The sequence below is a fragment of the Dactylosporangium fulvum genome (assembly GCF_025137375.1).
Lineage (GTDB): Bacteria > Actinomycetota > Actinomycetes > Mycobacteriales > Micromonosporaceae > Dactylosporangium > Dactylosporangium fulvum.
Map to the genome: position 1 here is coordinate 5,772,171 of NZ_CP073720.1, position 15,653 is coordinate 5,787,823.

Annotated in this window: 10 protein-coding genes; 4 read left to right on the forward strand and 6 right to left on the reverse strand. The window is 73.2% G+C overall.

The window, feature by feature from the left end; all coding sequences use genetic code 11:
• The first annotated feature begins 105 nt into the window (after positions 1–105).
• A complete protein-coding gene (locus tag Dfulv_RS27160; protein WP_259856263.1) occupies positions 106–741 on the forward strand; it encodes a response regulator in 636 nt (211 codons plus the stop codon).
• A 27-nt stretch (positions 742–768) separates the two neighbouring features.
• The gene (locus Dfulv_RS27165; protein ID WP_406567839.1) at positions 769–2,505 is read left to right on the forward strand and encodes a GAF domain-containing sensor histidine kinase; all 1,737 of its coding nucleotides are present in this window, start codon (positions 769–771) and stop codon (positions 2,503–2,505) included.
• An 8-nt stretch (positions 2,506–2,513) separates the two neighbouring features.
• Here the strand turns inward: Dfulv_RS27165 and Dfulv_RS27170 are convergent, their stop codons facing one another.
• The 5 genes from Dfulv_RS27170 to Dfulv_RS27190 form a co-directional block, all read right to left on the reverse strand.
• On the reverse strand, positions 2,514–4,868 hold the full coding sequence (locus Dfulv_RS27170) for a phosphoketolase family protein (RefSeq protein WP_259856265.1): 2,355 nt from the start codon (positions 4,866–4,868) through the stop codon (positions 2,514–2,516).
• Positions 4,869–5,465: 597 nt separating this feature from the next.
• Positions 5,466–7,223, reverse strand: coding sequence for a thiol reductant ABC exporter subunit CydC (gene cydC, locus Dfulv_RS27175; RefSeq protein WP_259856266.1), 1,758 nt, complete (start codon positions 7,221–7,223; stop codon positions 5,466–5,468).
• A 95-nt stretch (positions 7,224–7,318) separates the two neighbouring features.
• The gene (gene cydD, locus Dfulv_RS27180) at positions 7,319–8,968 is read right to left on the reverse strand and encodes a thiol reductant ABC exporter subunit CydD (RefSeq protein WP_259856267.1); all 1,650 of its coding nucleotides are present in this window, start codon (positions 8,966–8,968) and stop codon (positions 7,319–7,321) included.
• On the reverse strand, positions 8,965–9,969 hold the full coding sequence (gene cydB / locus Dfulv_RS27185; RefSeq protein ID WP_259856268.1) for a cytochrome d ubiquinol oxidase subunit II: 1,005 nt from the start codon (positions 9,967–9,969) through the stop codon (positions 8,965–8,967). The genes cydD and cydB overlap by 4 nt, the downstream gene beginning before the upstream one ends.
• Positions 9,970–9,978: 9 nt before the next feature.
• Positions 9,979–11,373 (reverse strand): cytochrome ubiquinol oxidase subunit I, encoded by a 1,395-nt coding sequence (locus Dfulv_RS27190; protein WP_259856269.1) that lies wholly within the window; start codon positions 11,371–11,373, stop codon positions 9,979–9,981.
• Positions 11,374–11,543: 170 nt separating this feature from the next.
• Between Dfulv_RS27190 and Dfulv_RS27195 the strand changes: the two genes are divergently transcribed.
• The gene (locus Dfulv_RS27195; protein WP_259856270.1) at positions 11,544–12,206 is read left to right on the forward strand and encodes a sporulation protein; all 663 of its coding nucleotides are present in this window, start codon (positions 11,544–11,546) and stop codon (positions 12,204–12,206) included.
• 132 nt (positions 12,207–12,338) lie between these two features.
• Entirely contained in the window at positions 12,339–13,211 is an 873-nt protein-coding gene (locus tag Dfulv_RS27200; protein WP_259856271.1) for an aldo/keto reductase, read from the forward strand.
• Positions 13,212–13,529: 318 nt separating this feature from the next.
• On the opposite strand, the gene Dfulv_RS27205 is transcribed toward Dfulv_RS27200, so the two are convergent.
• Positions 13,530–15,473: a sensor histidine kinase gene (locus tag Dfulv_RS27205; protein WP_259856272.1), complete on the reverse strand. Its 1,944-nt coding sequence runs from the start codon at positions 15,471–15,473 to the stop codon at positions 13,530–13,532.
• Positions 15,474–15,653 lie beyond the last annotated feature (180 nt).

Here is a 15,653-nt window from a genome sequence, read left to right on the forward strand (position 1 = left end):
GTGCCCGGGGCTCGGCGTTCAGAGGCGAAGGTCCCGAATCGCCGCGGGACCGGCCAGGACCTCGGACACGTGCCAGAATCGCCCGGACCAGGTAGAAAGGACGACATGATCAGGGTGTATCTGCTCGACGACCACGAGGTGGTGCGTTTCGGCATCCGCGAGATGCTGGAGCGGGAGGGCGACATCGAGGTCGTCGGCGAGTCGGGCTCCGCGGTCGAGGCCACGCACCGCATCCCGGCGCTGCGCCCCGATGTGGCGGTGCTGGACGGCCGGCTGCCCGACGGCAGCGGCATCGACGTGTGCCGCGACATCCGGTCGGTGGACCCGTCGATCCGGGCGCTGATCCTGACGTCGTACGAGGACGACGAGGCACTGTTCGCGTCGATCATGGCCGGCGCGGCGGGCTACGTGCTGAAGCAGATCCGCGGCACCGACCTCGTCGACGCGGTCCGGCGGGTCGCCGCCGGGCAGTCGCTGCTCGACCCGGCCGTCACCGCGCGCGTGCTGGAGCGCATCCGCAAGGGCCCGGAGCAGCCCGACGAGCTGCGCAACCTCACCGAGCAGGAGCGACGGATCCTCCTGCTCGTCGCCGAAGGGCTGACCAACCGGGAGATCGCCGAGCGGATGTTCCTGGCCGAGAAGACCGTCAAGAACTACGTGTCCAGCCTGCTGGCGAAGCTCGGGCTGGAGCGGCGCACCCAGGCCGCGGTCCTCGCGTCGAAGCTCCTCGGCAAGCACTGAGCCGGTCCCGGAAGCGCCCCGCCTAGGATGTCCGGCATGGGCATGGACGAGGAGGACTGGAAGCCTCACCTGCAGCTGCCGTCGCTGTCGCGCGTCGACCTCGACGACCTGCTGCAGGAGCTGCTCGCTCGCGTCGGCGAGGTGATGACCAACCGCGAGCGACTGCGTGCACTGCTCGACGCCGTGGTCGGCATCGGCGCCGACCTCGACCTGCACAGCACCCTCGAGCGCATCGTCGAGGCGGCGTGCCGGCTCTCCGACGCGCGGTACGGTGCGCTGGGCGTCATCGGCCCCGACCGGATGCTCGTCGAGTTCATCAACCACGGCGTGACGCCCGCGGAGCGCGCGGCGATCGGGGACCTGCCCCGCGGCCACGGTGTGCTCGGGCTGCTCATCGAGGAGCCGCGGGCGATCCGCCTCGAGGACATCACGCAGCACTCCCGGGCGTATGGCTTCCCGCCCAACCACCCGCCGATGCACAGCTTCCTCGGCGTGCCGATCCGCATCCGCGACCAGGTGTTCGGCAACCTCTACCTCGCCGAGAAGGGCGGCGGCGAGCAGTTCACCCAGGACGACGAGGACCTCGTCTCGGCGCTGTCCGTCGCGGCGGGCGCGGCCATCGAGAACGCCCGGCTGTATGCCCAGACCGGCCGCCGGCAGCGGTGGCTGGAGGCCGCCGCGGAGATCACCGCCGTGCTGCTGGGCGAGGTCCGGCGCACCGAGGCGCTGCAGCTCGTCGCCACCCGCGCCCGGGAGGTGGCCGAGGCCGACCTGGCCATGGTGCTGCTGTATGACGAACCGGCCGGTGAGCTGCGGGTCGAGGTGGCCGTCGGCGGCGACTACGACCTGACCGGCGCCACGGTGGAGGTGGCGCGCAGCGACTTCACCGGGGTCGTGAACGGCCGCCACCTCGCCGTCGTCGAGGATCTCGGCAAGGCCGCCGCCTGGCCGGTGTCGCTGTCCACGGGCACGGCGCTGCTGGTCCCCCTGTCGGCCGGCGGGGTTCCGCTCGGGGCGCTCGTCGTCGCGTATCGCCAGGGCAGCGTGACCTTCGCCGAGGATCCCGACGTCGCGCTGGTCGAGACGTTCGCCGGGCAGGCGGCCCTGGCGCTGGAACGGGCCCGGGCCCAGGACGAGCGGGAGATGCTCGCGGTGGTCGGCGACCGCGAGCGGATCGCCCGCGACCTGCACGACGTGGTCATCCAGCGGCTGTTCGCGGCCGGCATGCAGCTGCAGAGCGCGGCCCGGCTGGCGGGCACCCCCGGTGTCCAGGAGCGCATCGACCGGGTCGTCGACGATCTCGACGTGACGATCCGCGACATCCGGGGCAGCATCTTCGAGCTGCGCAGCGCTCCGGGCGACAGCCTGCGCGGCCAGGTGCGCGGGCAGATCGACGAGGTCCGCGACGCGCTGGGCTTCCGGCCGGAGCTGCGCATCGACGGGCCGGTCGACACGGCGGTGCCGGGCCCGGCGCGCACGGCCCTGCTCGCCGTGCTCCGCGAGGCGCTCAGCAACGTCGTCAAACACGCCCGTGCCCGCTCGGTGCAGGTGACCGTCGCCGCCGGCGGCGGTGCGCTGCTGCTCACCGTGCAGGACGACGGCCGCGGCCCCGGCACGGCCGGCGGCTCGGGCAGCGGTCAGGACAACGGTCAGGGCAACGGCCTGCCCAACATGCGCGCCCGCGCCGAGGACCTCGGCGGCACCTGCACGGTCGAACCGGCGTCGCCGGGCGGGACCCGCGTCGCGTGGCGGGTCCCGCTGTAGCCGGCTCGCTACGCCGAGGCGTCTGCCGGCCACAGCCAGTCGGTGATCTCGGGCAGGTCGACGCCGGTCTCCCGCACGTACCGGTGGTGCTCGGCCCGCTTGTCGACCATCGTCTGGCGGACGACGGCCGCCCTGCGGGCGAGGCCCGGAACGCGGTCGATGACGTCCATGACGAGATGGAAGCGGTCGAGGTCGTTCATCACCGCCATGTCGAACGGTGTGGTGGTCGTGCCCTCCTCCTTGTAGCCGCGCACGTGGATGTTCGGGTGGTTGACGCGGCGGTACGTGAGCCGGTGGATCAGCCAGGGATAGCCGTGGTACGCGAAGATGACCGGCCGGTCGGTCGTGAAGATCGCGTCGAACTCCGGGTCGGCGAGCCCGTGCGGGTGCTCCGACACCGGCTGCAGCCGCATCAGGTCCACGACGTTGACCACGCGCACCTTGAGCTCCGGCAGGTACAGCCGCAGCAGTGACGTCGCCGCCAGGGTCTCCAGGGTCGGCACGTCGCCGGCACAGGCCAGTACGACATCCGGATCCCCCTCGTCCGTGGACGCCCAGTCCCAGATCCCGATGCCCCGGGCACAGTGGGCGGCGGCCTGTTCCATCGACAGCCACTGCGGCGCCGACTGCTTGCCGGCGACGATGACGTTGACGTAGTCGCGGCTGCGCAGGCAGTGGTCGGCGACGGAGAGCAGCGTGTTGGCGTCCGGCGGCAGGTACACCCGCACGACCTCGGCCTTCTTGTTCACCACGTGGTCGATGAAACCGGGATCCTGGTGCGAGAAGCCGTTGTGGTCCTGTCGCCACACGTGCGAGGTGAGCAGGTAGTTGAGCGACGGGATCGGCCGCCGCCAGGACAGCTCGCGCGCGACCTTGAGCCACTTCGCGTGCTGGTTGAACATCGAGTCGACGATGTGGATGAAGGCCTCGTAGCACGAGAACAGCCCGTGCCGGCCGGTGAGGAGGTAGCCCTCCAGCCAGCCCTGGCAGGTGTGTTCGGAGAGTATCTCGAGCACGCGGCCGTCCGGGCTGAGGTTGACGTCGGTCGGCTCGACCACGGCGTGCCAGGCCTTGCCCGTCGCCTCGTACACGGCGCCGAGCCGGTTCGACTCGGTCTCGTCCGGGCCGACGAGGCGGAAGTTGCGGTACGGGGCGTTGTCGCGAATCACGTCGCGCAGGAACGTGCCGAGGACACGGGTCGCCTCGCCGGTCTGCGCGCCGGGCATGTCGACCTTGACCGCGTATTCGCGGAAGTCCGGCAGTTCGAGCGGGCGGGTGAGCAGGCCGCCGTTGGCGTACGGGGTCGCGCCCATCCGCCGGGTGCCGGCCGGCAGCCAGTCCGTGATCTCGCTCCTCGGCGCACCACCGGGGTCGAACAGCTCCTCCGGCCGGTAGCTGCGCATCCACGCGCCGAGCATCGCCAGCTGCTCGGCGTCCCCGCGCGCGTCGGGCAGCGGCACCTGGTGCGCGCGCCAGGTGCCCTCGACCGGCCGGCCGTGGAGTTCCTTCGGCCCGGTCCAGCCCTTCGGGGTCCGCAGCACGATCATCGGCGGCCGGACGCCCTCGGCGCGCCGTCCGATCTCGTCGAAACACCGGTCGAGCGTGGCGGCGAGCCGCTGGTGCACGGCCTTCGGGTCGTCCCCGGCGACGAGGTACGGCGTCCAGCCGTACCCTTCCAGGAGCTTGGTCAGCGCTTCGTCGGAGATCCGCGCGAGGATGGTGGGATTCGAGATCTTGTACCCGTTGAGGTGCAGGATCGGCAGGACGGCGCCGTCGGTGACCGGGTTGAGAAACGTGTTGCTGTGCCACGCCGTGGCGAGCGGCCCGGTCTCGGCCTCGCCGTCGCCGACGACACACGCCACGACGAGGTCCGGGTTGTCGAAGGCGGCGCCGAACGCGTGCGACAGTGAATAGCCGAGCTCGCCCCCTTCATGGATCGACCCGGGCGTCTCGGGCGCGACATGGCTGGGGATGCCGCCGGGGAACGAGAACTGCTTGAACAGCCGCCGCATGCCGACCGCGTCGCGGCCGATCTCGGGGTACACCTCGGAGTAGGTGCCTTCGAGCCAGACGTTGGCCACCAGCCCGGGCCCGCCGTGACCGGGCCCGGTGACGTAGAGGACATCCTGGTCACGCTGCCGGATGACCCGGTTGAGGTGGGCGTAGATCAGGTTGAGTCCCGGCGTGGTGCCCCAGTGCCCGAGGAGACGCGCCTTGACGTGTTCGGGCCGGAGGGGTTGCTCGAGGAGGGGGTTGTCGAGCAGGTAGATCTGCCCTACGGAGAGGTAGTTGGCGGCCCGCCAGTATGCGTTGATGCGCGCCACCTCGTCCCCGCTCAGCGGCGTGTCGGTCAGTGCCCGCATAGGCTTGCTCCTCAAGACGGTTTCGGGTGATCGATCCCGGTCGGATCTCTCCCGCCCACCGCGAGGTAAACCGGCCGGGCGGCTCCGTCGGGCCGCTCCGGCCAGCGCGCTTCGGCCGTCTCGGTACTGGTCCGGCCCCACCCGGACGGAGCCGCTCGGGGTGAGCGGTCGGCGCAACGGCCGCCCAACTACGCGCCGATCTTGGAGTTGTGGCGCCATGAACCTCCGAATTTGTCCGGATTTGTCAAGCACCACAACTCCAAGATCGGCGCGGTTGTCGGAGCATGGAGAGGTCCGAAACCCGCTGGCAAATGCCGCGTCACCGGCGTCCGCGACGACCTGCATGCCGTTCATGCCGCGCCGACCACGGCATCCAGTCACCCGAAGGGACCATCACCTCGCCGCATGAGTCCGCTGCCGACCTCCCAACCGCACCCGGCCACGTCGGGCCTCTGCCGACCGTGTCGCAGGTTCAGGCTGGCTTCGACAGCTCACGGCGCGCTGGAACACCGCGGCCACGAACGGCTACGGCCCGCAGGGGCGGCAGTCCAGCAGCAACGGCAGCGGCAGTCCCCGCGCCAGCGACAGGGACAGCGGTCATGGCCGTAGGTTCACCAGGCCGCCGTCCCGGGCCCGCGTCTCGTCCGCACACGGGGGCAGCTCCGCGGGGCGAGCCGCCTCGGTGCCGTGTGCTGTGTCCGCCGGGTGGACCCTGCCGCCGGACTGGAGTTCCACCACCTCGTCGACAGCGGACAGGTCGGTGCGGCGGTGGGTGATCAGCAGGACTGTGCGGCCGCGTGTGGCCTCCAGCAGGTCGCGGGTCAGGGCGGTCGCCGTCTGCTCGTCCAGGTGCTCGGTCGGCTCGTCGAGGACCAGCACCGGGAAGTCGGCGAGCAGTGCCCGTGCCAGGGCCAGCCGGCGGCGCTGGCCGCCGGACAACGCCATGCCGTGTTCGCCGACCGGGGTGGCCAGGCCCTGCGGGAGGCTGCGGACCCAGTCGAGGAGCCGCGCCTCGGCCAGCGCCGACTCCAGCTCGGCGGGTGTCGCGCCCGGACGGCCGATGCGCAGGTTGGCCTCGATCGTGCTGTCGAACAGGTACGCGTCGTCGCCGAGATAGCCGACCGTCGAGCGCACGTCGTCGCCGCGCAACTCTCGCAGGTCGACGCCGTTGAGCGTGACCCGGCCGGCGAGCGGGTCGAGCCAGCGCACCAGCAGGGCCGCAACGGTGCTCTTGCCCGCGCCGCTCGGGCCGACCAGGGCGACCCGCCGCCCGGGGCGCAGGGTCAGCGACACGCCGTGGAGCACGCGCTGCCCCGGGGTCCAGCCCGCGCCGACGGCCTCCAGCCGCACGGTCGGCGGGCCGGCCGGGACCGGCCTGGGCCGTGCCGGGTCCGGGGCGGGGTCGGCGGCCGCGGCGATGTCGGCGAGCCGGGCCAGGGCGGCCCGCGCGGCGCCGAGGCGCTGGGCCGCGGCCGGGACCATGCCGGCGATCTCGAAGACCGCGAGCGGGGTGAGCACAACAACGGCGAGCAGCTCGCCGTCGAGCGCGCCGGACCGCACGGCGACGGCTCCCGCGGCCAGGCCGGCGAGCACGCTCAGGCCGGTGCAGAGGGCGGTGACCGCGGCCGAGACGCCGGCCGTCGCGCTCGACCGCCGGGCCGCGGCGAGCAGTGCGCGGTCGGTGCGGTCGAGCTGCGCCAGGGTGTCGCCCACGGCGCCGCACGCCACGAGGTCGGGCAGGCCGCGCAGCAGGTCGACGGTGCCGGCGGTGAGGCTGCCGCGCAGCGGGGCGAGCCGGGCGTCGGCGCGGCGGACCGCGGCCGACTGCACCAGCGGCACGCCGACCCCGACGATCACCAGCCCGGCCGCGAGCGCCGCGCCGGCCGCCGGGAGCAGCGAGGCGACGAGCACGACCGAGCCGAGGCCGGTGACGGCGGCGACGGTGATCGGCAGCACCACCCGGACGATGACGTCGAGCACCGACTCGACGTCGTCGACGAGCCGGGCGACGAGGTCACCGCGGCGGTATCCGGCCAGGCCGGCCGGGGCGAGCCGCTCGAGCCGCCGGAAGGTGCGCACCCGCAGGGCGCCGAGGACCCGGAACGCGGCGTCGTGGCCGGTGAGCCGCTCGACGTAGCGGAGCACGCCCCGGCCGATGCCGAACGCCCGCACCGCGACGATCGCGACCATCAGGTGGAGCACCGGCGGATGCTGCGCGGCGCGCGAGATGAGCCACGCCGAGGTTGCCATGAGCCCGACCGCGGCACCGGCCGCGCCGACTCCGGCGAGCACCGACAGGACGAGGCTGCCCGCCGCGGGCCGGCAGAGCCGCAGAACCGCACCGACGACGCTCATGCGGCCTCCGCTGCGCTCCGGCCGCCTGAGCTCCACACCGAGCCCATGATGAGCGGCCCCTCCGCTGCGCTCCGGCCGCCTGAGCTCGTGGCCGATCATGCGGTCACCGCCCCGGCCGGCGCGGGCTTGCCAACGGGGATCACCCGGTCGGCGATCGCGACCAGGGACGGGCGGTGGGCGACCATGACGACGGTCCGGCCCGTGGCGTGCGCCCGGATCGCGGCGAGGATGTCCCGCTCGGTCGCGGCGTCGAGGTTGGCGGTCGGCTCGTCGAGCAGGACCAGCGGCGCGTCGCGGAGGAACACCCGGGCCAGGGCGATGCGCTGCCGCTGCCCGGCGGACAGTCCTGCGCCGTCGTCGCCGAGCCGCGTGCCGAAACCCTCGGGCAGCGCGTCGACGAAGTCCAGCGCGCCGGCGAGCTCGGCCGCCTGCCGGACCGCCGCCTCGGACGCGTCCGCGGCGCCCAGGCGGATGTTGTCGGCGATCGTCCCGGAGCTGAGCCAGGGACGCTGCGGCAGCCAGGCCACCCGCGACCGCCACGCGTCCAAGTCCACCGTGGACAGATCCGTGCCGCCGACGAGCACACGGCCCTCGGCAGGGGCGGCGAAGCCCATCAGCAGCGCCAGCGCGGTCGACTTGCCGCAGCCGCTCGGGCCGGTCAGGGCGACCAGCTCACCGGGGCGGACGGCGGCGGTGAACGCGGGCAGCGACGCCTCGGCGCGGTCCTCGTGGCGCACGGCGGCGCCCTCGAAGCGGATCACGCCGGCCGGGGCGGGCGCCGCACCGGCCGGCGGCGGTGGCGTCTCGAGGATCTCGAACACCTCGGTCGCCGCGGCGAGACCTTCGGCGCTGGCGTGGTAGTTGGCGCCGACCTGGCGCAGCGGCAGGTAGGCCTCGGGCGCCAGGATCAGCACGAGCAGCGCGGTCGCGAGGCCCAGGCTGCCGTCGACGAGGCGCAGCCCGATGCCGACCGCGACAAGCGCCACCGACAGGGTGGCGAGCAGCTCCAGCACCAGCGAGGACAGGAACGCGACCCGCAGGGTGCGCATCGTGACCCGGCGCTGCTCGGCGCTGATCCGCGCGACGACCCCGGCCTGGTGCCGGGCGCGGCCGAACACCCGCAGGGTCGGCAGCCCGGCGACCACGTCGAGGAAGTGGTGCGACAGCCGGGCGAGCAGCCGGAACTGCCGCCGGTTGGCCGCCTGGGTGTGCAGCCCGACGAGCACCATGAAGACCGGGATGAGCGGCAGGGTGACAGCGATCGTGCCGGCGGCGACGAGGTCGGCCGGCGCGATCCGGACCAGCACGATGACCGGCACGAGCGCGGCCAGGACGAGCTGCGGCAGGTACCGCGCGAAGTACGCGTCGAGCGAGTCCAGACCGCGGGTGGCGAGGGTGGCGACGGCGCCGCTGCGGGGTGCCGCGCCGGGCCCGAGCGCGGCGACGTGGGCGAGGAGCCTGGCGCGCAGCTGGCGTTTGACCGCCGCCGCCGAACGCGCCGCGGCGACCTCCTGCGCCCACGCCACCGCCGCCCGGGCCGCGACGACCGCGACCAGCCAGCCGAGGGTCGGCGCGAGCCCGGCCAGGTCGGCGCCGTGCAGGTAGACGGCGGTGATGCCGTCGGCGAGCAGCGTCGCCTGGGCGACCAGCAGCGCGGCGAGCGCGACGCCGAGCGCCACCGACAGCGCCAGGTAGGCGCGGGTCGCCCCGGCATGTCGCAGCAGGCGCGGGTCGAGCGGCCTCACGGGTGGCTCACCGGGATGTGCTCGACGCGCAGCCGCTTGCGGAACACCCAGTAGGTCCAGGACTGGTAGGCCAGCACGATCGGCGTGAAGAGCACGGCGACCCCGGTCATGACCTTCAACGTGTACGGCGTGGAGGCCGCGTTGGTCACGGTGAGGCTGTCGCCGCCGGGGAGGCTGGTCGGCAGGACGTCGGGGAACAGCGTGACGAACAGCGCCGCGACGGCGAGGACGAGCGTCGCGCCGGTGGCCAGGAACGCCCAGCCCTCGCGCCGGAACCGGGCGGCGACGACCGCTCCGGCGAGGGCCGCGGCGGCGGCACCGGACAGGGCCCAGCCCCAGGCGTCGTCGTGGGTCAGCTGGGTCCACAGCAGGAACCCGCCGGCGAGCGCCACCGCGGGCAGGCTGAGCCGGACGGCGAGCCGGCCGGCCCGGTCCCGCACGTCGCCGTCGGTCTTGAGCGCCAGGAACACCGCACCGTGCAGCGCGAACAGCGTCAGCGTGGTCAGGCCGCCGAGCAGCGCATAGGGGTTGAGCAGGTTGAAGAACCCGCCGACGTACTCGTGGTCGGCGCTGATCGGCACGCCGCGCACGATGTTGCCGAACGCGACGCCCCACAGCAGCGCCGGCACCAGGCTGCCGACGATGATGCACAGGTCCCAGCGCCGTCTCCACCGCGGGCTGTCGATCTTCCCGCGGTATTCGAACGCGAGACCGCGCACGATGAGCGCCACGAGGATGAGCAGCAGCGGCAGGTAGAAGCCGGAGAACAGCGTCGCATACCACTCCGGGAAGGCGGCGAAGGTGGCGCCGCCGGCGACGAGCAGCCAGACCTCGTTGCCGTCCCAGACCGGGCCGATGGTGTTGATGAGCAGCCGCCGCTCCCGCTCGTCGCGGCCGAGGACGGGCAGCAGCATGCCGACGCCGAAGTCGAAGCCCTCGAGCAGGAAGTATCCCGCCCACAGCACGGCGATCAGGATGAACCATACGGTCGTGAGTTCCATGAGTCGTCCTCAGTACGCGAACGCCAGCGGACGTTCGGATTCATCGTCGTCGGGGGGTGTGACAATTTCCGGCGCGCCGGCCCGGGCGTACCGCAGCATCAGCATCAGCTCGACGACCGCGAGCCCGCCGTACAGCAGCGTGAAGACGATCAGCGAGGTCGCGACAGTGCTCGTGGGCACCGACGGCGAGACGCTCTCGGAGGTCTTGAACAGCCCGAACACGGTCCAGGGCTGGCGGCCGACCTCGGTGAAGATCCAGCCGAAGGAGTTGGCCAGCAACGGCATCGCCACCGTGGCCACCGCGGCGGTCCACAGCCAGCGCCCGGCGGGGCGGCGGCCCTTGCGGGTGCGCCACAGGGCAAGGGCGGCGACGGCCATGGCGAGCGCACCGAAGCCGATCATCAGCCGGAACGACCAGTACGTGACCGGCACGTAGGGGACGTAGTCGCCGGGACCGTACTGCTGCTCGTACTGCCGCTGCAGGTCGTTGATCCCTTCGACCTCACCGTTCGGGCTGCCGGTCGCCATGAAGGACAGCAGCGAGGGGATGCGCACGGAGGCGAGCTCCTCGCGGCCGTCGAGGGAGCCGATGGTGAACACGGAGAACGAGGCCGGCTTGTCCGTCTCGTAGAGCGCCTCGGCGGCGGCCATCTTCATCGGCTGCTGCTCGGTCATGACCCGGGCCTGCAGGTCGCCGGTGACGAGGACGCCGACGCCCGCGATAAGCACGACCCAGGCGCCGAGCCGCAGCGCCGGGCGGAACACCTCGGGCTGGTTGTCGCGGCGCAGGTGCCAGGCGCTGACGGCGAGCATCAGGGCACCGGCGGTGAGGAAGCAGGCGGTGATCGTGTGCGGGAAGGTGACGAGCGCGGTCGAGTTGGTCAGGACCGCGAAGATGTCGGTGAGCTCCGCGCGGCCCCGCTCGGCGTTGACGGTGTAACCGACGGGGTGCTGCATCCAGGAGTTCGCGGCGAGGATGAAGTAGGCCGAGAGCATCGTGCCGATCGACGCGAGCCAGATGGTCGCGAGGTGGACGCGCTTGGGCAGCCGGTCCCAGCCGAAGATCCACAGCCCGAGGAACGTGGACTCGAGGAAGAACGCGAGCAGGCCCTCGATGGCCAGCGGGGCGCCGAAGATGTCGCCGACGAAGCGCGAGTAGGCGCTCCAGTTCATGCCGAACTGGAACTCCTGGACGATGCCGGTGACCACACCCATCGCGAAGTTGATCAGGAAGAGCTTGCCCCAGAACTTGGTGGCACGCAGGTACTCCGGCCGCCCGGTGCGCACCCACGCGGTCTGCAGTCCGGCCACCAGTGCGGACAGGCCGATCGTGATGGGGACGAAGATGAAGTGGTACACGGTGGTGATCGCGAACTGCCACCGGGCGAGATCGAGCGCGTCCATGCCCCGAGTCTGCTGACCGCCGGGTCACGTGCTCAGGGCCGAAGGTCCCGTCCGGGAAAGCCCGAAGGTCCCCGCGCCCGCTCAGCACACGAGGCTCGGCCGGCGGTCGGCGACGTCGAGCTGATCAGACCGTACAGTCACACGTGCTAGTGTCGCGTGATGGTGGGCCCATGACGCTGTTCGTCGACACCGTGCTGCACGAGCCGCACGTCCGTCCCGGCACCATGTTGCCCGGCTGCGTCCACCTGCGCGCCGGGATCCGGCCGGCCGACATCGAGCACGTCACCCTCGTCGTCGAGGCGTCCGACGGCGTGACCGTCATCCGGCACCGGGTGGCCACCGGCGTCCAGGTGCGGGCCGGCCGCTCCCGGTCGATCCCGTTCCTGCTGCCGCTGCCGTGGGAGACACCGGTGACCCGCATCGGCGACCGGTCGCTGGGCCCCACCTCGGTCGGCCTGCGCACGCTGGTGGCCGGTGACGCCGGCGCCGGTGCGGAGAAGGAGGACCCGGAGCCCGACCCGATGGCGGTGCACCCGCTGCCCGGGCACCGGCGGGTCCTCGACGCGGTGCGGCGACTCGGCTACCGGCTGGAGAGCACCGGCTTCGGGCACCGGTCCCTGCCCGGGGTGCGCCGCAGCCTGCCGTTCTTCCAGGAGTTCCGGTTCCGGCCCGGACCCCGGCACGCCGGCCCGAGCACCGGGCTGCGGGTGGCGGTCGTCGCCAACCCGGTCGGCGTCGACGCCGTCGTCGAGACCGAGGGCCCCGACGGCGCCCTGGAGCAGGCCCACTTCACGGTCCGGCACACCGACGGGCCGCCGGCCCCGGACCGCTGACGCCGCAGGACCGGATTCATCAGCGGGCACGCTCGATGCGATCAGATTCTGCTGTTGGACGCGCCGATTCCGGCTGGCAGGCTGGTCCTGGACCGGTCCGGACGGGCCGGCCGGATCCGAGGAGGACAGCACATGCGGCAGCGGCGTATCGGTGACGTGGAGGTCAGTGCGATCGGGCTCGGCGGCATGCCGATGTCGATCGAGGGCCGCCCGGACCGGAACCGCTCCATCAGTACGATCCACGCCGCCCTCGACGCCGGCGTGACGCTCATCGACACCGCCGACGCGTACCACGCCGGCGCGGACGAGGTGGGCCACAACGAGTCGCTGATCGCCGCGGCGCTCGCCACGTACGGCGGCGACGCCGGAGACGTGCTCGTCGCGACCAAGGGCGGCCACCTGCGGCCGGGCGACGGCTCGTGGACGGTGGACGGCTCCCCCGCCCATCTCAGGGAGGCGTGCGAGGCGTCGCTGAAGCGGCTCGGCGTCGGGGCGATCGGCCTGTACCAGTTCCACCGCCCCGACCCGAGGGTCCCCTACGCCGACTCGGTCGGGGCGATCCGGGACCTGCTGGACGAGGGCAAAATCCGGATGGCGGGTATCTCGAACGCGAACCCGGAGCGGATCCGGCTCGCCAACGACATCCTCGGCGGCCGGCTGGTGTCGGTGCAGAACCAGTTCTCCCCGGTGTTCCGCAGCAGCGAGCCGGAGCTGCGCCTCTGCGACGAGCTGGGCATCGCCTTCCTGCCGTGGAGCCCGCTGGGCGGCATCGGCCGGGCGGGCGACCTCGGCACCGTGCACGAGGCGTTCCAGGCCGTCGCCGGGCGGTACGGCGTCAGCCCGCAGCGGGTCTGCCTCGCCTGGATGCTCGCGAAGTCGCCGGTGGTCGTGCCGATCCCGGGTGCCAGCCGGCCGGCGACGATCCTCGACTCGCTCGCGGCGGCCGAGCTGGAGCTCGCCCCGGCCGACGTCGCCGAGCTGGACGCGGCGGGCGGCACCGTCTGACCGAGCACGCGTGCGGTGGCGCCGGTGGTGACGACGGCGGGGTGGCCCGGCCGGGAATGCCCGGGGAACACGCCGAAGGCGCGCACCCTGGCGGCGAGCCATCGCACCGGCGGCGGTACCGCCGAACGCACCACCCCGGTCCGCCAGATGCCGACCGGGGTGGTCCTGGTGGTCCTCGAGGCGCCGTTCACGCTGAGGTGCTGCGCCGGGTGCGCTCGGCGGGCGTGCCGCCGGCGAGGCCACGTCCGCGGTCGTGCTCACCGCGATCGCGGACGGGCCGTCCGTCCCGGAGGTGCAGGGGCCGAGCCGCCGGCCGTCTCATGTGGACGGTTCCGGCGGGGCACCCGCGCCGGATGAGGTGCCGTTGAGCGGCAGCGCCACGCGCAGCCGGGTGCCGCCGTCGACCGGGCTCTCGAGGGTCATCGAGCCGCCCAGCGCCTCGACCCGGTCGGTGAGCCCGACAAGACCGGAGCCCCGGCCCGGTTCGGCGCCGCCGACGCCGTCGTCACCGACGGTCAGGTGGAGCCGGCCGTCGGCGACCGACGCGCTGACGGACACGAACGAGGCGTGGGCGTGCTTGGCCGCGTTGGCCAGCGCCTCGGCGACGACGTAGTACGCGGCGACCTCGACCGGCTCGGGCAGGCGGGACTTCAGCCGCACGTCGAGCTCCACGGCGACGGGTGAGCGGCGGGCAAGGGCGTTCAGCGCGGGCCGCAGGCCGCCCTCGGTGAGGATCGCCGGGTGGACACCCCGGGAGAGTTCCCGCACGTCGTCGACGGTGTCGGTCAGCTCGCCCACGATGCCGGACAGTTGTTTGCGCACCTTCGTCAGCTCCGGCGGTACCGCCGACTCCGCGCGCCGGACCTCCAGCGCGAGCGAGATCAGCCGTTGCTGGACGCCGTCGTGCAGGTCCCGCTCGATCCGCCGGCGGGCCTGGTCGGTGGCGACCACGAGCCGCGCCCGCGACGCGACGAGGTCGGCCCGGGCCTGCGTGTTGGCGATGGCGGTGGCGATCAGGTCGGTGTACTCGGCCAGGCGCGCCTCGGCGTCGGGCGGCACCGGGCTCTCACACAGCGTGGTCGCGATCACGACGCCCCAGAGGTGGCCCTCGATGTGGATCGGCGCGCCGACCGCCGACCGGATCCCCCGCTCGCGCAGGTGGGCGGCGAGCCACCCGTCGGCGTCGCGGTAGCAGTCCATCCGGGCGGCCCGGCCGGAGTGCAGGACCAGCGCGGCGACGGTCCGGCCCTCGATCGGCACCTGGCGGCCGACCGGCAGGTCGAGCTCCTGCCCCCGCCAGGCGGCGACGACCGTGCCCCTGCCGTCGGGGTCGTAGCGCAGGATGCGCGCCGTCTCGGTGCCGATCAGCCGCCCCAGCTCCTCGGCGACCGACGCCAGCACCTCGTCGGGCGGGCTTCCCCGGGCGACCAGCGTGGCGACGCGGCGCAGGGCGGTCTGCGCGTCGGCGAGCCGGGCCAGGTCCCGGTGGTTGTGCTCCAGCGACGCCGCCATGATGTTGAACGACCGCTCGAGCTGGCCGATCTCGGCCTTGCCCGTCTCGGGCATGCGCGTGCCGAGGTCGCCGCCGGCCAGCCGGTCGGCCATGACGGCCGCCCGGCGGATGGGCTGGACCATCACCCTGGTCTGATACCAGCCGACGAGCGCGATGACGATCGCGCAGCCGACCATGCCCGTGACCACCGCCGTGATCTCCCGGTCCGCCATGGCGTCGGTCTCCCGGTCCCGGGTGTTGATGAGCGTCTGCTCGGTGCCGCGCAAGCTGTCGAGTTCGGCGTGCAACTGGTCGATGCGCCGGCCGCCCTCCTGGACGCTGGCCACGCTCCAGGCCGTGGGATCGCCGCGCCGCGCCGCGTCCACGGCCGGGATCGAGTAGTCGTGGACGTACGAGTCGGTGGTCCGGGCGATCTGCCCGGCCTGGTCCCGCTGTTGCGGGGTGCTGGCGAGGCCTTCCAGCCGGGCGGTCTGGACCGGCAGGCCCGTCTGGGCGGCCTGCCACCTGTCCAGAAAACGGGTGTCACGGGTGGTGGTGAACTGCAACTGCGCGGCCTGCATTTCCGAGGCAAGGCGGTTGACCTGGTCGACGGTCGTGAAGATCGCCTGGGAGTGCCGCGACATGCGGGCCGTCTCGCGCTGCACGCCGATCGAGATGAGCAGGACCCCGAAGGCGCAGCCGACGATGAGCAGCAGCGCACCGGTGGCCAGCAGCATCCGGCGGATGAGCCCGCCCGTGGCGCTGTTCATGCCGCTCCTCGATGCCGTGCCGGTGCGACGGCGAAACGCCGCCTCGGCGGTGCGACGGCGGATGGCCGGGCGCGATCGCCAGCACCGGGCAGCCTCCGACAACGCTACTCCCGGACGGCCGCGCCGGACGGCCGCGCCGGACAGGGCCGGCGGGCGGGTCTTGACGGAGCGCGGCAGACC

What these genes read in the sequence shown, in the direction of transcription:
- Dfulv_RS27160 (WP_259856263.1), top strand. Translation starts at nt 106, where the DNA reads ATGATCAGGGTGTATCTGCTCGACGACCACGAGGTGGTGCGTTTCGGC.
- Dfulv_RS27165 (WP_406567839.1), top strand. Translation starts at nt 769, where the DNA reads ATGTCCGGCATGGGCATGGACGAGGAGGACTGGAAGCCTCACCTGCAG.
- Dfulv_RS27170 (WP_259856265.1), bottom strand. Translation starts at nt 4,868, where the DNA reads ATGCGGGCACTGACCGACACGCCGCTGAGCGGGGACGAGGTGGCGCGC.
- cydC (WP_259856266.1), bottom strand. Translation starts at nt 7,223, where the DNA reads ATGAGCGTCGTCGGTGCGGTTCTGCGGCTCTGCCGGCCCGCGGCGGGC.
- cydB (WP_259856268.1), bottom strand. Translation starts at nt 9,969, where the DNA reads ATGGAACTCACGACCGTATGGTTCATCCTGATCGCCGTGCTGTGGGCG.
- Dfulv_RS27190 (WP_259856269.1), bottom strand. Translation starts at nt 11,373, where the DNA reads ATGGACGCGCTCGATCTCGCCCGGTGGCAGTTCGCGATCACCACCGTG.
- Dfulv_RS27195 (WP_259856270.1), top strand. Translation starts at nt 11,544, where the DNA reads ATGACGCTGTTCGTCGACACCGTGCTGCACGAGCCGCACGTCCGTCCC.
- Dfulv_RS27200 (WP_259856271.1), top strand. Translation starts at nt 12,339, where the DNA reads ATGCGGCAGCGGCGTATCGGTGACGTGGAGGTCAGTGCGATCGGGCTC.
- Dfulv_RS27205 (WP_259856272.1), bottom strand. Translation starts at nt 15,473, where the DNA reads ATGAACAGCGCCACGGGCGGGCTCATCCGCCGGATGCTGCTGGCCACC.